13 protein-coding genes and 1 other RNA gene are annotated in these 14,843 nt (G+C 63.7%); 4 read left to right on the top strand and 10 right to left on the bottom strand.

What is annotated here, in order from left to right; genetic code table 11:
- Positions 1 to 371: 371 nt before the first annotated feature.
- The 5 genes from rnpB to rsmI form a co-directional block, all read right to left on the bottom strand.
- An RNA gene (rnpB, locus tag Q1L50_RS14175) (RNase P RNA component class A) lies at positions 372 to 736 on the bottom strand.
- A 9-nt stretch (positions 737 to 745) separates the two neighbouring features.
- A complete protein-coding gene (locus tag Q1L50_RS14170) occupies positions 746 to 1,531 on the bottom strand; it encodes a DUF3025 domain-containing protein (protein ID WP_300339823.1) in 786 nt (261 codons plus the stop codon).
- Entirely contained in the window at positions 1,528 to 1,971 is a 444-nt protein-coding gene (locus tag Q1L50_RS14165; protein WP_300339822.1) for a hypothetical protein, read from the bottom strand. The genes Q1L50_RS14170 and Q1L50_RS14165 overlap by 4 nt, the downstream gene beginning before the upstream one ends.
- Before the next feature lie 53 nt (positions 1,972 to 2,024).
- The gene (pyrC, locus tag Q1L50_RS14160) at positions 2,025 to 3,071 is read right to left on the bottom strand and encodes a dihydroorotase (protein WP_300339820.1); all 1,047 of its coding nucleotides are present in this window, start codon (positions 3,069 to 3,071) and stop codon (positions 2,025 to 2,027) included.
- 116 nt (positions 3,072 to 3,187) lie between these two features.
- Positions 3,188 to 4,027: a 16S rRNA (cytidine(1402)-2'-O)-methyltransferase gene (gene rsmI, locus Q1L50_RS14155; protein WP_300339818.1), complete on the bottom strand. Its 840-nt coding sequence runs from the start codon at positions 4,025 to 4,027 to the stop codon at positions 3,188 to 3,190.
- Between the two features lie 16 nt (positions 4,028 to 4,043).
- Between rsmI and Q1L50_RS14150 the strand changes: the two genes are divergently transcribed.
- From Q1L50_RS14150 to Q1L50_RS14135, 4 genes are read left to right on the top strand one after another with little or no spacing between them, the layout of a single operon-like run.
- Positions 4,044 to 4,433: a YraN family protein gene (locus Q1L50_RS14150; RefSeq protein WP_300339816.1), complete on the top strand. Its 390-nt coding sequence runs from the start codon at positions 4,044 to 4,046 to the stop codon at positions 4,431 to 4,433.
- Positions 4,414 to 4,788 (top strand): HIRAN domain-containing protein, encoded by a 375-nt coding sequence (locus Q1L50_RS14145; protein WP_300339814.1) that lies wholly within the window; start codon positions 4,414 to 4,416, stop codon positions 4,786 to 4,788. Before Q1L50_RS14150 ends, Q1L50_RS14145 begins: the two co-directional genes overlap by 20 nt.
- A gap of 41 nt (positions 4,789 to 4,829) precedes the next feature.
- A complete protein-coding gene (locus Q1L50_RS14140) occupies positions 4,830 to 5,423 on the top strand; it encodes a phosphoheptose isomerase (RefSeq protein WP_300339812.1) in 594 nt (197 codons plus the stop codon).
- Positions 5,420 to 6,070 (top strand): BON domain-containing protein, encoded by a 651-nt coding sequence (locus tag Q1L50_RS14135; RefSeq protein WP_300339810.1) that lies wholly within the window; start codon positions 5,420 to 5,422, stop codon positions 6,068 to 6,070. The genes Q1L50_RS14140 and Q1L50_RS14135 overlap by 4 nt, the downstream gene beginning before the upstream one ends.
- A gap of 98 nt (positions 6,071 to 6,168) precedes the next feature.
- On the opposite strand, the gene Q1L50_RS14130 is transcribed toward Q1L50_RS14135, so the two are convergent.
- The 5 genes from Q1L50_RS14130 to Q1L50_RS14110 form a co-directional block, all read right to left on the bottom strand.
- Positions 6,169 to 6,549: a hypothetical protein gene (locus Q1L50_RS14130; RefSeq protein WP_300339808.1), complete on the bottom strand. Its 381-nt coding sequence runs from the start codon at positions 6,547 to 6,549 to the stop codon at positions 6,169 to 6,171.
- Positions 6,550 to 6,705: 156 nt separating this feature from the next.
- Positions 6,706 to 8,514, bottom strand: a complete 1,809-nt coding sequence (locus Q1L50_RS14125) for a sodium:solute symporter family protein (RefSeq protein WP_300339806.1) — start codon at positions 8,512 to 8,514, stop codon at positions 6,706 to 6,708.
- Positions 8,515 to 8,523: 9 nt separating this feature from the next.
- Entirely contained in the window at positions 8,524 to 8,778 is a 255-nt protein-coding gene (locus Q1L50_RS14120; protein ID WP_300339804.1) for a DUF4212 domain-containing protein, read from the bottom strand.
- Positions 8,779 to 8,969: 191 nt separating this feature from the next.
- On the bottom strand, positions 8,970 to 10,391 hold the full coding sequence (locus Q1L50_RS14115) for a potassium transporter TrkG (RefSeq protein ID WP_300339891.1): 1,422 nt from the start codon (positions 10,389 to 10,391) through the stop codon (positions 8,970 to 8,972).
- Between the two features lie 311 nt (positions 10,392 to 10,702).
- Positions 10,703 to 14,578 carry a DUF3683 domain-containing protein gene (locus tag Q1L50_RS14110; protein ID WP_300339802.1) on the bottom strand — a complete coding sequence of 1,292 codons (3,876 nt, stop codon included), beginning with the start codon at positions 14,576 to 14,578 and terminating at the stop codon, positions 10,703 to 10,705.
- Positions 14,579 to 14,843: the final 265 nt, after the last annotated feature.

The raw sequence follows: 14,843 nt of genomic DNA, 5'->3' as shown, positions 1-14,843 counted from the left end.
TTCGAATCGCCCCTAGTTTTCTTGCCGACAGAACGCCAAGCTTCCCACTTTTTCCTACTTGCCCCCACTTTAAGACAAAGATTGCACTAAAGCAAGGGATATGGCGTGGCTTTTCCCAATGGCTACAAGGACTTATCGACGACTCTTGAGACAGATTAGAAACCTTATTGCTTATTAAAAACAATGGCAAAATTGGTGTAGTTAAAGTGCTTTCTTACAAACAGGGGGCAAAATGGTGGCAGCGCTGCCGCGCAGGCGCGCCGGCCAGGTGACGGGAATTGATCGGATCCGAATCGGGGGCCTGGAGACGCAGAAGTGCCGGCGGGGAACTCGGTCGGCCACGCGGAAGAAAGGGAAAAGCGGGGGGCGGGGGGGGAAGCCGGTCGATAAGCCGGGTTCTGTCGTGGACAGCCATTCCTCTAGGCGTACTGTTACCAGCACGCTCAAGCAGCCTACCCGGAAGCAGCGCGAGCCACGCCGACGCTTCCCTATTTGGCCTTGCTCCGGATGGGGTTTACCGTGCCGTCCGTGTTACCACGAACGCGGTGAGCTCTTACCTCGCCGTTTCACCCTTACCTGCCCTGCCTGCGTGAGGACATCGGCGGTCTGCTTTCTGTTGCACTTTCCGTCACCTCACGGTGCCCGGTCGTTAACCGGCATCCTGCTCTGCGGAGCCCGGACTTTCCTCTCGGCGCCAGGCTTTCACCCTTTGCCCAGCGGCTGCCTGACCGACTTCCCGCAGCAATTATACGCCGCGCCCAGCGCGGCCCGACCGGAATTGCCACTGGTCGTCGTAGTAGCTGGCGCTGTCGCTGTCCGGCGTCACGCCGGGCAGGCCCATCAGGGGTAGCGGGTGGAAAGCTCGCGGCTGCGGCTGCAGGCCGCCATCCAGTTCACCCGCCAGACGCCGGTCTAGATCGGCCAGCTGAGCCAGCGGCGGCCGGCGCCACAGCCAGTCTTCGCTGACCTCGTACAGCAGCGCCTTGGCGGTCAGCCCGCGAAACGGTCGCAACAACTGCTCATAGGTAGCGTGACCAAAAACGAAACAGCGTAGCGCGCGACCCAATTCGTCGCGGCGCTCCCAGAACAGCGCTCGCCACTCGAAGTTGCGCAACAGGGCCAGCAACGAAGGGTCGGATGAGACCACGACGACGCCGCATTCGTCAAAATGAGTCAAGGCATCGCGCTCGCTGCCACGACCCGTGCCTTGAACGGCCAGCGCCCCGGCGTGGCGCGCGTTGAGCGCCGCCTTGCTCAGCGGAAAGCTCAGCCAGACCAGCGCATTGAAAAAATCGTGCCAGTTGCCGGCGCGCGTGGCGACCTCGCCGCGTACCCAGATGCGCGTTTCGTAGGCCAGCCCGTCAAGCGGCGGCGGTACGAAAGACAGGTGCTGGCCACTGGCCGTGCGCAGGTCGAGCCCCGAACTCAGGAAGTCCAGCGAGGCAAAATCCGGCGCGAAGGGAATCCTCGTCAGCAGCGGCCACAAGGGGGCGAACAGGCCACCCGGTGAAGGCCAGTGGTGCCCACTCAATTCGGCGCCGGCGCCACAGCGTCCGCATCGCCCTTCGCCGCAGCGACAAATGTCAAACTGCCACCGCGCATCTGGAAGCTTCCCTGCAAAGGACCCATGCCATCCGCAGGCTCCTCGTCGAGCCGGGCAAAGCCCTGACAGGTTCGCGTCTCGACGACGACCATCCGCTTGCCCTGTTTGAGAATCCAGGCATCGTTCCCCGGGGCATAGACCTCGATTCTGGTATTGGCACTGCCCGAGCCGATGTCGTGGCGACGCATGCACTCCGGCATCCGGGCCGCGACGACGGAGTAGGCGGCGGTTTTTTGCCAGAAGAAGTCCTGGACGCGAATCAGCGTCAAGGAATGCTGGCTCGAGTCAATCTCGAAGGCCGCCCGCTGATCGGAGCAGGCAACCAGCAAGGGCAGCAACAGCATCGGCAGCAGCGTCTTCCGCGACACACGCAATCTCCTCGGGCCAGCCCCGGAACAGAAAACAGCACAACGCGGCGACATCAGCCGCGCATCTTCCATCGTAGCAGCTCGCCAGCAGCCAACGGTACCAGCGTATCGTCGCCCAGGTAAGCGAAGGCCGCCGGTGGTCGCCAAGCCTCGCGCACCAGCGTCACCGAACCGGTGTTGCGTGGCAAGCCGTAGAAGTCCGGACCGTTGAAGCTGGCGAAAGCCTCCAGTCGATGCAGAGCATCGGCGGCGTCGAAGGCCTCCGCGTACAGCTCCAGCGCCGCATGCGCGGTGTAGCAGCCTGCACAGCCGCAGTCGACCTCCTTGCTGACCCGCGGATGCGGCGCGGAATCGGTGCCCAGGAAGAATCGCGGGTTGCCGGAAGTTGCCGCGCGCAGCAGCGCCTGGCGATGGACCTCTCGTTTGAGAACCGGCAGGCAGTAGTAATGCGGACGGAGGCCGCCCGCAAACATGGCGTTGCGGTTGTACAAGAGGTGATGCGCGGTGATCGTCGCGGCGATGTTCGGTCCGCAGGCGGCGACAAAATCAGCGGCGTCGCGGGTGGTGATATGCTCGAAAACAACTTTCAGGCCGGGATAGCGCACCAGTAACGGCTTCAAGACGCGTTCAATGAACACCTTTTCGCGGTCGAAGACGTCGATCTTCGAGTCTGTCACCTCGCCGTGCACCAGCAGCGGCAACCCCGACCTTTCCATCTCGGTCAGCACCGCCGCACAGCGGTCCAGATTGGTCACGCCCGCGTCGGAATTGGTCGTCGCCCCCGCCGGATAGAGCTTCACCGCGCGCACGAATTCGCTAGCCACCGCCCGCCGGATTTCGTCGACCGGCGTGCTGTCGGTCAGGTACAAGGTCATCAACGGCTCGAACGCCATGCCGGCCGGCAAGGCGGCGAGGATACGCGCGCGGTAGGCGGTCGCGGCGGCGACGGTGGTCACCGGCGGCCGCAAATTGGGCATCACGATGGCCCGCGCGAACTGCCGCGCGCTATGCGGCAAGACGGTCGCCAGCGCGTCACCATCGCGCAGATGAAGGTGCCAGTCGTCAGGACGGGTCAGGGCAATCTGCATGGTCGAGGTCATCGAAACAATTGGCCAAGTTTGCGAATCCGGGAATTCTAGATGATTTCTTCGGCTCCAGCCGAAACCTGCCGAGCGCGCTCGGTGCCGGCGCCCACCGCTCGCCAGCGCGGCGTGCGCTATCCCTTCAAGCGCAAAGCCTGTTGATACAGGGCGTGCTTTCCTGCGCCGGTAATCGCGTGCGCCAGCCGACTCGCCTGGCTGACCGACAGTCCGTCAGTGAGCAGCAACTTCAATACCCGCTCGCCATCGGCGTCGTTGTCGACCGCTGGAGCCGCGGAGACCAGCAGCACGAACTCGCCGCGCTGCCGGTTGGCGTCGGCCAGCAGCCAGTCGTGCGCGTCGCCGAGCGCACAGCTATGCACACTCTCGAACAACTTGGTCAGCTCGCGCGCCAGCACCAGCGTCCGTGTCGGCTGAAGAACGGCCGCCAAAGCGGCCACGGTGTCCACAATTCGGTGCGGCGCTTCGTAAAAGACCAGTGCGTAAGGCAAGTTGGCGAGCCCGCGCAAGACCTCCGCGCGCTGCCCGGCCTTCGCCGGCAAGAAACCGTAGAACAAGAAGTGGGCTTCACTGAGGCCGGCGGCTGAAAGCGCGACGACCGCCGCACACGGTCCCGGCAGCGGTATCACGCGATAGCCGGCGGCCCGCACTCTGGAGACCAATCGCGCGCCCGGATCGGACACTGCAGGCGTGCCGGCATCGACGACCAAGGCGACCGACTCGCCGGCGGCGAGGTGTCCGATGACCTGTTGTGCGGCACCCTCTTCGTTATGCTGGTGCGCCGCGAGCAGGCGAGCATTGCAGCCGTAATGCCGCAGCAACGGCGCGCTGTGGCGAGTATCTTCGGCAGCCACCCAGGACACTTGCCGCAGCACGTCGATGGCCCGCTGGGAGATATCGCCGAGGTGGCCGAGCGGCGTCGGAACTACATATAATGCGGGAAATTCTTCCGTCATGATCGGAGGCCGACAGGTGAGCGACAAAGATAGCACGACTGCGTCAGGCGGGCACTCGGCCAGCCCGGGCGCGCTTGCCGAGGGACTCGCCGCGCGCTTTCTTGAGCGGCACGCGCTGACCATCGTGGCGCGCAACTATCGCTGCCGGGGTGGCGAGGTCGACCTGATCTGCACTGACCAGCGGGTGTTGGTATTTGTCGAGGTGCGCTTGCGCCGCAGCGCCAGCCACGGTGGCGCCGCGGCCAGCATCACCGCCGCCAAGCAAGCGCGTATCGCCCTCGCCGCGCAGCACTACCTGGCGTCGCATCCAGGCCGCGAGTCCGACTGCCGCTTCGACTGCATCCTGCTCGACGCGCTGTCGGACACCGCGATCGAATGGATCCGCGATGCGTTTTCTGCTGTTTAGCGCGGCGCTGGGGCTGGCGTGTTGCTGGCCTGCCATAGCCGCCGAAAGCGTCAGGATTCTGGTGCAGACCTCGCCGCTGGCCGGCGGTCAGTACTATGCGCTGGCCGAAGTGTCGTCGCAGATCAGGCCTGGCGACCGCCTGGAGCTGATTCGCGAGCCGGGCAATCGGCACGACCACAAGGCGATTCGCGTCGATTGGAACGGGCGACGGCTCGGCTACTTGCCACGCAGCGAGAACGCTGCCGTCGCCAGGGCGCTCGACGACGGTGAGCAACTCGAAGCGCGGGTCGCACGGGTCCGCGACCATCCCGACCCCTGGCGCCGCGTCGAGATCGAGGTCCTGCTGATCCTCTGATGTTAGAATCCCCTCCTTTGGTCGGAGCCGAAGCACAGCCCATGGACTTGATCAAGCGAATCAGCCAGCACTTCAGGGACAGCGCGCAGACCAAGCTGGACGCCATGGAACCACTGGCCGGGCCGATCGCGCAGGCGATCGAGACAATGGTCGGCTGCCTGCTCGGCAATGGCAAGATCCTCGCCTGCGGCAACGGCGGCTCGGCCGCCGACGCGCAGCACCTGGCCGCCGAGATGGTCGGCCGCTTCGAAGCCGAACGACACGAACTGGCGGCGATCGCGCTGACCACCGACTCGTCGATCCTCTCGGCGATCGCCAACGACTACGGCTTCAAGATGGTTTTCGCCAAGCAGGTGCGTGCACTCGGCCAGCCCGGCGACGTGCTGGTCGCCATCTCGACCTCCGGGAACTCGCCCAACGTCATCGAAGCGATCCATGCCGCGCACGAGAATGATCTGCGCGTCGTTGCGCTGACCGGCAAGGGTGGCGGCGCCATCGGTGAGCTGCTGTACGACAGCGACGTCCATATCTCGGTCCCGGCCGAACGTACTGCACGAATTCAGGAAACGCACCTGCTCACCATCCACTGCCTTTGCGATGGTATTGATTGCCTGCTCATGGGAGTAGAAGAATGAACAGAGTCCTGCCCACCACGCTGGTACTCGGCGCCATGCTACTGCCGATGCTGCAGGGCTGCGTTACGGTCGCCGCCGTCGGCGCGACCCAGGCCACCCTGGCAGCGATCGATCGCCGCTCTCTCGGCACGCAGACCGAAGACGAAACCATCGAATGGAAGGCCTCGCTGGAGATCAGTGAGAAAGCCGGCAAGGAATCGCACGTCAACTTCACCAGCTACAACCGCAAGGTACTGGTGACCGGCGAAGTAGCCTCCGCGGAGATCAAGGCCGAGGTCGAACGCCTGGTCGCCGCGATACCACAGGTGCGCGGGGTCTACAATGAGCTCGCCATTGCGCCCGCCACCTCGCTCGGGACGCGCAGCAAGGATTCCTATATCACGACCAAGGTCAAGGCGCGCTTCGTTGACGCGGGCAAGTTCAATGCGGTCTACGTCAAGGTGGTGACCGAAGCGGGTGTCGTCTATCTGCTCGGCCTGGTCACCCAGCAGGAAGCGGATGCCGCCATCCAGGTTGCGCGAACCACCAGCGACGTGCAAAAGGTGGTCACCCTGCTGGAGATCATCCCCGACGCCAAGGCCAGGGAACTTGGTGTACACATCGAGCCGAGCCAGCCGGCCAACCCCGAGAGCATTGTTGGCGGCTGACCAACCACCGCGCCGCAAAGCCCGGCGAACCGTCATCCCGGTCAGGGAGCACTGGACCAGATCGTCACAAGACCGCTACCGCATCGAGCAGCGAAGCGTCAGCGACGGTCTTTGGGCGTGGTAGACGTTTCCGCTTGCTTCTTCTGACCCCATATGGGGTGGGCCTGCCGGCTGAGAATGAAGTCCGCAAAGAATTTCATCCAAATCGTCGAGCCGGCAATCGCCGTCCAGGTGTCGTAAGCTGCTCCGCCGACCACCACCATCAGGATTACCGCCACCGCGACCCCGCCGGCAACCAGATTGATGGCCGCCGCGTAGGGCGCGTACTTTGCCGGATCAGCGGGCGGCTCGCCACGCTTCAGGGCCACCTCGGAAAAATCCCGCCTGACGAGGATCCGCCACGCCCGCCGCAGCCAGAAGAAGGCGATCGGGAACAGCCCGAGAAACAGTATCCATGTCAGCGCGATGCTGATAGTCATCCACGACTCCTTTTTGTGCCGCGCGCCAGCGATGGCGCTACGGGTGTCGGAAAGGGGCAAAGAAAAACCCCGCCAGACCTGCCAGCGGGGTTGCCCTTGTTGCCCGCTGCCGCCAGCGGAGAGCCGACGGCAGCGTGATGATACGGCTAACTGCGCTCAGTGAGCACCATGAACGGCGCCTGACCCACGCGGGATGCGCACGGCCTCGACCATCGCCTGGATGTGCTCCGGAGGTTCCGGGGTCATCTTGTCGACCACGAAGGCGACGATGAAGTTGAACAGCGCGCCAATCGCACCGAAGGCTTCCGGCGTGATCCCGAAGAATGAATTCGGGCCGCCGATCAGCTCCACGTACTCGGTTCCCTTGATGAAGAAGATCCCCTTGTGCGCAAACACGTAGAACAGGGTGATGAACAGGCCGGCGAGCATGCCGCACATTGCGCCCTCCTTGTTCATCTTCTTCGAGAAGATGCCCATCATGATCGCCGGGAACAGTGAACTCGCCGCGATCCCGAAAGCCAGAGCGACGGTGCCCGCTGCGAACCCGGGCGGGTTAAGCCCCAGGTAGCCGGAGATGACGATCGCCACCGCCATCGAGATCTTACCGGCCAGCAACTCGTTCTTCTCGCTGATATCGGGAACGAAGACGTTCTTGATCAGGTCGTGCGAAACCGCGGCGGAAATGGCCATCAGCAAGCCGGCAGCAGTCGACAGAGCGGCAGCCAGACCACCGGCAGCAACCAGAGCGATCACCCAGTTCGGCAGCAGCGCGATTTCCGGGTTGGCGAGAACGATGATGTCGGCGTTGACCGTCAGCTCGTTGCCCTTCCAGCCCGCCTCTGCGGCCTTGGCCTTGAAGGCTTCGCTCTTCGACTTGTCGTTGTAGTACTGGATGCGACCGTCGCCGTTCTTGTCTTCCCACTTGAGCAGGCCGGTCTTCTCCCAGCGCTTCATCCAGTCCGGACGCTCGTCGTACACGATCTGCGAGTCGGCCGCGTACGGGTCCTTGTTTTCCATCACCACGCCCGGCGTGATCGTCCGGATCAGGTTGGTCCTGGCCATCGCCGCCACCGCAGGCGCGGTCGTGTATAGCAGGGCGATGAAGACCAGCGCCCAACCGGCGGAACTACGCGCGGCAGCGACCGTCGGCACCGTGAAGAAGCGCATGATGACGTGCGGCAGACCAGCCGTTCCGATCATCAGCGACATCGTGTACACGAACATGTTCAGCATGCCACCGGCATCCGACGTGGTGTACTTGGGAAAGCCCAGGTCGGTGACCACCTTGTCTAGCGTGGCGAGCAGCGAAATGTCGTGGCCAGAGAGGCTGGAGCCGAGACCGAGTTGCGGGATCGGGTTGCCGGTGAGCTGGATCGAGATGAACACCGCCGGGATGATGTAGGCAGCGATCAGCACGATGTACTGGGCGACCTGGGTGTAAGTGATGCCCTTCATGCCACCGAACACTGCGTACAGAAAGACGATGCCCATGCCGACGTAGATCCCGGTTTCACTCGATACGCCGAGGAAGCGCGAGAAGGCGACGCCGACGCCGGTCATCTGCCCGATGATGTAGGTGATCGAGGCAGTGAGCAGGCAGGCCACCGCGACCGTGCTGGCCGACTTCGAGTAGAAGCGGTCGCCAATGAACTGCGGCACGGTGAACTTGCCGAATTTCCGGAGATACGGCGCGAGCAGCATCGCCAGCAGGACGTAGCCGCCGGTCCAGCCCATCAGGAACAGGCCGCCGCCATAGCCCATGTTGGAGATCAGGCCGGCCATCGAAATGAACGAAGCCGCGGACATCCAGTCCGCGGCCGTCGCCATGCCGTTCATCACCGGTGGCACCTGTCCGCCAGCGGCGTAGAACTCGCTGGTGCTACCGGCACGAGCCCAGAGGGCGATGCCGATGTACAGCGCGAAGGTCGCGCCGACGACCAGATAAATCGTTGTTTGCAGTTCCATGTTGGCCCCTTACTCTTCGTGAACGTCGAACTGACGGTCGATTTCGCCCATCTTCTTCCGGTAGTAGAAGATCAGCGCGATGAACACGTACATCGAACCCTGCTGGGCAAACCAGAAACCCAGGGGATAGCCACCCAGATGGATGCCATTCAATGCCGGCGCGAACAGGATGCCCGCCCCGAACGAGACCAGGAACCACACGACCAGGATCTTGGCCAGCAACCCGAGGGTCGCCGACCAGTAGGCCTTTCCGCCATCATCCATGATTACCTCCTCCAATTATTTTTTTCGATCGGTTTAGCGGTCCTCAGAGCGTCCAGAGGAACCACGGGGCGATTATTGATGGCGATTCTTACTGGAAGCTGACACCAGCTCGGAAAGTCAACGCTTTCCGAGAACTATCTCGCGATCGCGCGGTCCCCTGGCGCCAGAGCGCCTGTCCGGAGCGCTGCCTTCTAGTGCCGCCAAAAACCGGGTGTCAGCAGCACCAGCAGGGTGAAAATCTCCAGGCGACCGAGCAACATTGCCCAGGTGCACACCCAGGTCTGGAAGTCGGTCAGGACGGCGTAGGTGGTCGACGGACCGACCAGATTGAGCCCGGGGCCGGTGTTGTTCAGACAGGCAACGACCGCCGAGAAGGCAGTAATGATATCGAGCTGCGTGGCAACCATCAGCAGCGTCAGCAAGACGATGCTGACCACGTAAATGAACATGAACCCGAGGATGGCGTGCAACACGGGGTCGGGAATCACCGTCTCGCCAAAGCGTACGGCCTGCATTCCGCGCGGGTGCATGGCGCGCATCAGCTCGCGGGACACCTGCTTGTAGAGGACCACGGCGCGCATCATCTTGATGCCACCGCCGGCCGACCCCGAGCAGGCGACGAAGCTGCCCAGGAAAAGTATCCACAGTTGCCCGAACAAGGGCCACAGCACATAGTCGGTAGTCGCGAAGCCGAGCGACGTGGCCAGCGAAACCGAGTGGAAAGCGACATAGCGGAGCGTCGTCGGGTAATCCGGATAGATGTCCGTCGGCCACAGGTAGAGCGACAGCGCGAGGATGCTCAGGGCAAGCGTGCCGAGGAAATAGTGCGCTTCGATATCGAAACGATAGGCCCGCAGCGAGCGCTGCGAGAAAGCGAGAAAGTGGGTGCTGAAGCTGATCCCGGCGAGCAGCGCGAAAAAGATCACTACCAGTTCGATCTCCAGGCTGTCGAAGTGGCCCAGGCTGGCGTCCTTGCTCGAAAAACCGCCGAGGCCCATGATCGAGAAAGCGTGCATCATGGCGTCCCAGCCGCCCATCCCCATCTGGTACAGGCTGGATCCACAGGCGATGGTCAGGATCACGTAGACCACCCACAGACCCTTGGCCGTTTCGGTAATCCGCGGCGTGATCTTCGAATCCTTCATCGGCCCCGGCGTTTCCGCCCGGAGCATGCCGCGCCCACCGAAACCGAGCAAAGGCAGGACGGCGACCGCCAGAACGACCACCCCGAGGCCGCCGACCCAGTGCATGAAAGTGCGCCAGAAGTTGATCGACAGCGGCAGCCGGTCAAGCCCCGACAGCACCGTCGCGCCGGTTGCCGTCAAGCCCGAAACGGCCTCGAAATAAGCGTCGGTCCACGACAGACCGTCGATCTGCAGGTACAGTGGCAGCGCGCCGAAAGCCGGCAACAGCGACCAGATCAAGGCCACCAGCAGGAAACTTTCGCGGACCCGCATTTCGCGATGCTGCCGGCCAACCGACAGCGACAACAGCGAGCCGCTGACGATGGTGATCAGTACCGCCTCGTCGTAGGCGCCGTGCGCGCCGTCGGCGGTGAGCCAGGAGATCGCCAGGGGGATCAGCATCAGGAAGCCGAAACCGGTGATCAGCACGCCGAGAACGTACAGCGCGGGAGCGAAACGGTTCGCCGCGAGAAACCCTCGCGGGCCTGCGGCAAGTGACGACAAACCAGACAGCTTCACGATCTTGGCCACCAGCTTTGCTGATCCGCCGGGGAGCAGGCCGGGATCGGCCAGGCACGGGCAAATCCGAAACGAACAAGGACAGGGAAGAAAATCAGCCGCGGGTGCGGGACCATCGTCGATCCCGGCCGCCGCAGTGTGGCTGGCATTCTAACGCGAACTCCCCAGCAAACCGCCGGTTTGCCACGCTGCCAGGCGATCCGCGCAGCATCGGCCGGCGCCTACAGCAGCACCCGCTCGATGCCGCCATGGTTGGCTTTGCTGACGTAGCGTGCCATCCAGTCGTCACCGAGCAGACGCTTGGCCATCTCGACGACGATGTAGTCGGCCTCGGTGCCGGTGTCATCGTGGTAGCGCGACAGACCCTGCAGGCACGACGGACACGAGGTGAGCACCTTGATCGGGCCGGCAAAACCATCCGCGCGCTGTTTGCCGACGCCTTTTTCGATCTCCTCCTGCTTGCGGAAGCGGACCTGCGTCGACACGTCGGGACGCGTGACTGCCAGCGTCCCCGACTCGCCACAGCAGCGATCGGAGAGGTCGACCGGCTGCGCCATCAGGCTGTTGACCACCTTGATCCCCGGCATCGTCCGCATCGGCGCATGGCAGGGGTCATGGTACAGATAGCGAGTGCCGCCGACGCCATCCAGCCTGACCCCCTTCTCAAGCAGGTATTCGTGGATGTCGAGCAAGCGGCAGCCGGGAAAGATCTGCTCGAAGTGGTATTTTTCGAGCTGATCCATGCAAGTCCCGCACGAGACGATAACGGTCTTGATGTCCAGATAGTTCAGCGTATTGGCGACCCGGTGGAACAGTACCCGGTTATCGGTGGTGATCCTCTGCCCCTGGTCGGCTTCGCCAGCCGCCGTCTGCGGATAGCCACAGCACAGATAGCCCGGCGGCAGGACCGTTTGCGCGCCAATCTCGTAGAGCATCGCCTGGGTCGCCAGCGCCACCTGCGAAAACAGACGCTCCGATCCGCAGCCGGGAAAGTAGAACACCGCTTCGCCGTCATAATCGGGCGCGCTGACCTGGTGCGGGTCGCGAATGACCGGCACGATCCTGTCATCCTCGATGTCGAGCAAGGCGCGCGCGGTGCGCTTGGGCAATCCGCCGGGCATCGGTTTGTTGATGAAATGGATGACTTGCGCGCGCAGCGTCGGCGAACCGAGCGTCGCCGGCGGTTGCCTGGTCTGACCCTGGATCAGGCCGAGCGACCTGGCCAGCCGGTGCGCCAGCCGCTGCGCCCGATAGCCCCAGTCGATCATCAGCTTGCGGAGCAACTTGATCGTCGCCGGGTCCTTGATCGTCAGGAAGGCCATCGCCGCCGCCTTCGCCGGGACGAACTTCTTCTTGCCCTGCTCGCGCAGCAGATTGCGCATCCTGATCGAAACGTCGCCGAAGTCGATATCGACCGGGCAGGGCGTGACGCATTTGTGGCAGATCGTGCAGTGGTCGGCGACGTCGTTGAACTCCTCGAAGTGCTTCAGCGAAACGCCGCGCCGGGTCTGCTCCTCGTAGAGGAAGGCCTCGATCAGCAGTGACGTGGCGAGGATCTTGTTGCGTGGCGAGTACAGCAGGTTGGCACGTGGCACATGCGTCGAGCACACCGGCTTGCACTTGCCGCAACGCAGGCAGTCCTTGACCATCGTCGCGATGTGGCCGATCTCCGACTGCTCCATGATCAACGATTCGGTGCCGAGCAGCGAAAACGACGGCGTGTAGGCCCTGCTCAGGTCGGCTCCCGGGAGCAGCTTGCCCTGGTTGAAACGGCCTTCGGGGTCAACCCTGGCCTTGTAGTCACGGAACGGCTGGATTTCGTCCTCGCTCAGGAATTCCAGCTTGGTGATCCCGATGCCGTGCTCACCCGATACCACGCCGTCGAGCGCCCGTGCCAGCGCCATGATCCGCTCGACGACCGCGTAAGCGGTCTGCAGCATCTCGTAATGGTCGGAGTTGACCGGGATATTGGTATGCACGTTGCCGTCGCCGGCGTGCATGTGCAGCGCCACGAACAGGCGGCTGCGCAGCGTTTCCTGGTGGATGGCGGCGATCCGCTCGACGACCGGCCGATAGACGATGCCGTCAAAGATGTCGGCGAGCAGCGGTTTGAGTTCGCTCTTCCACGACACGCGTACCGAGTAGTCCTGGAGGCGATGGAACAGCGTCGGGGTAGACGCCCGGTTCTTCAGCATACCGGCGTGCACACCGAGCGCCGTGAACTGCCCTTCGGCTTCGGCCAGCGGCCGGTCGAGACTGTCGAGCAGCCACTGCCAGCGCCTGCGCACCATGGCCACCGCGTCGATCGCTGCCGATCGCCGCTCACCGATCAGCAGTTCCTTTTCCAGGTCGGCGTCGCCACGATGCAAGGGCAGGTCGCCGGCCAGAAAGTCCGTCAGCGCCTCGCACAACGCCAGCTTGTTGCGGATCGACAGTTCGATGTTGATACGCTCGATGCCGTCGCAGTACTCGCCCATCCGGGGCAGCGGAATGACCACGTCCTCGTTGAGCTTGAAGGCGTTGGTGTGCCTTGAAATCGCCGCCGTGCGCGAGCGATCGAGCCAGAACTTCCGGCGGGTCTCGGCGTCGACGGCGATGAAGCCTTCGGCACCGCGCACGTTGCACAGCCGTACGACTTCCGATGCAGCGTTCATTACGGCCCTCTCGTCGTCGCCGACCAGGTCGCCGATCAGGACCATTTTCGGTCGTCCGGCAGTCTCGGCCTTGCGCTTGGCCTTGGTGGCGTAGCCGACGGCGCGCAGGTAGCGCTCGTCGAGGTGTTCGAGGCCGGCGAGCAGCACCCCGGCCTGCTGGCCGCCGCCACCGGGCTGGAAATGATCGGTGATCTCGACAATCGCCGGCACCGCCTCGCGCACCTGCCCGAAGAACTCCAGGCAGACGGTGCGCGTGTGCTGCGGCATCCGGTGCAATACCCAGCGGGCGGCGACGATCAGGCCATCGGTCCCCTCCTTTTGCACTCCCGGCAGACCAGCCAGAAACTTGTCGGTGACATCCTTGCCGAGCCCCGCCTTGCGAAACCGTCGACCCGGGATTTCGAGGATTTCCGGCTGCCCGTAGAGCGTCCTGCCATCTCTGCGGAAGCGCCTGATCTCGAAGGACACCAACTCCTGTTCGTGGATCTTGCCGAAGTTGTGCCCGATCCGCGTCACTTCCATCAAGTGACCGCTGGCATCGACCAGCTTCCACCACGCCAGGTTGTCGAGCGCCGTCCCCCACAGTACCGCCTTCTTGCCACCGGCGTTCATCGCGATGTTGCCGCCGATGCACGAAGCTTCGGCCGAGGTCGGATCGACGGCAAAGACGCGGCCGGCCGCCGCCGCGGCTTCCGCGACGCGGGCAGTGACCACCCCGGCGCCGGTCCGGATCGTCGCGTACCGGCGTTCGCATCCGGGCAGCAGGATTTCTTCGACGCCGCCAATGTCCAGCAGCTTCTCGGTGTTGATCACTGCCGACATCGGCGTCAGGGGTATCGCGCCGCCGGTGTAGCCCGTGCCGCCACCGCGCGGGATGATCGTCAGCCCGAGCTTGATGCAGGCGCGCACCAACGGAGCAATCTCTTCTTCGCTGTCCGGGTGGAGGACGACGAAGGGGTACTCGATGCGCCAGTCGGTCGCATCGGTCACGTGCGAGACGCGCGCCAGGCCATCGAAGGCGATGTTGTCGCGACGGGTGTGCCTGAGCAAGGCCTTCCTGACCCGCGCGCGCAGCCTGGCGGTGTCGTCGAAATGGCGCTCGAAGGCATCGACCGCTGCCGCCGCAGCGACGATCAGTGGCGATACCCGGTCGTTGCCCTGACGGCGCTTCTCGATTTCCCGCAGACGGTGGCGAAGCGCCTCGACCAGGGCGATTCGCCGCTCGCGGTTGGCCAGCAGATCGTCCTCGAGGTAAGGATTGCGCTGCACCACCCAGATGTCGCCCAGCACCTCGTAGAGCATTCGCGCCGAACGGCCGGTGACACGCTCGACGCGCAACTGGTCGAGCAGCGCCCATTGTTCCTCGCCGAGCAGTCGGATGACGATCTCGCGGTCGGAAAACGAGGTGTAGTTGTAGGGGATTTCGCGCAGACGTGCGTTCATCGATAACCTCGGCTGCCGGCAAAGGGCGAATTCTAGCTTACCGCAGTGCAGCATCACAGCGCTGGCCACCGCCCAGGCCGCCTGTGGTCAATCGCCTTGTTCCCCCGGCAGCACCCGGTGGTCGGGGCGACCCCGAGATTGCGCTAGAGTGTGTTGACATTCAAGCGACGCCGGAATGCTCAGCGCCCCCCTCGGTCCATCGAACGAGCGCGGCATCGAGGCCAAGGGTGACCGCTATCAGTCGATTGCCTACGAACTTTCGCGC

The organism is Accumulibacter sp. (assembly GCF_029255145.1).
Classification (GTDB): Bacteria; Pseudomonadota; Gammaproteobacteria; order Burkholderiales; family Rhodocyclaceae; genus Accumulibacter.
This window is presented reverse-complemented; position numbering and strand designations above follow the sequence as displayed.

Bases quoted from the DNA above. Each gene is read 5' to 3' on its own strand.
- pyrC (WP_300339820.1), bottom strand. From the start codon at position 3,071: ATGACCTCGACCATGCAGATTGCCCTGACCCGTCCTGACGACTGGCAC.
- rsmI (WP_300339818.1), bottom strand. From the start codon at position 4,027: ATGACGGAAGAATTTCCCGCATTATATGTAGTTCCGACGCCGCTCGGC.
- Q1L50_RS14145 (WP_300339814.1), top strand. From the start codon at position 4,414: ATGCGTTTTCTGCTGTTTAGCGCGGCGCTGGGGCTGGCGTGTTGCTGG.
- Q1L50_RS14140 (WP_300339812.1), top strand. From the start codon at position 4,830: ATGGACTTGATCAAGCGAATCAGCCAGCACTTCAGGGACAGCGCGCAG.
- Q1L50_RS14135 (WP_300339810.1), top strand. From the start codon at position 5,420: ATGAACAGAGTCCTGCCCACCACGCTGGTACTCGGCGCCATGCTACTG.
- Q1L50_RS14130 (WP_300339808.1), bottom strand. From the start codon at position 6,549: ATGACTATCAGCATCGCGCTGACATGGATACTGTTTCTCGGGCTGTTC.
- Q1L50_RS14125 (WP_300339806.1), bottom strand. From the start codon at position 8,514: ATGGAACTGCAAACAACGATTTATCTGGTCGTCGGCGCGACCTTCGCG.
- Q1L50_RS14120 (WP_300339804.1), bottom strand. From the start codon at position 8,778: ATGGATGATGGCGGAAAGGCCTACTGGTCGGCGACCCTCGGGTTGCTG.
- Q1L50_RS14110 (WP_300339802.1), bottom strand. From the start codon at position 14,578: ATGAACGCACGTCTGCGCGAAATCCCCTACAACTACACCTCGTTTTCC.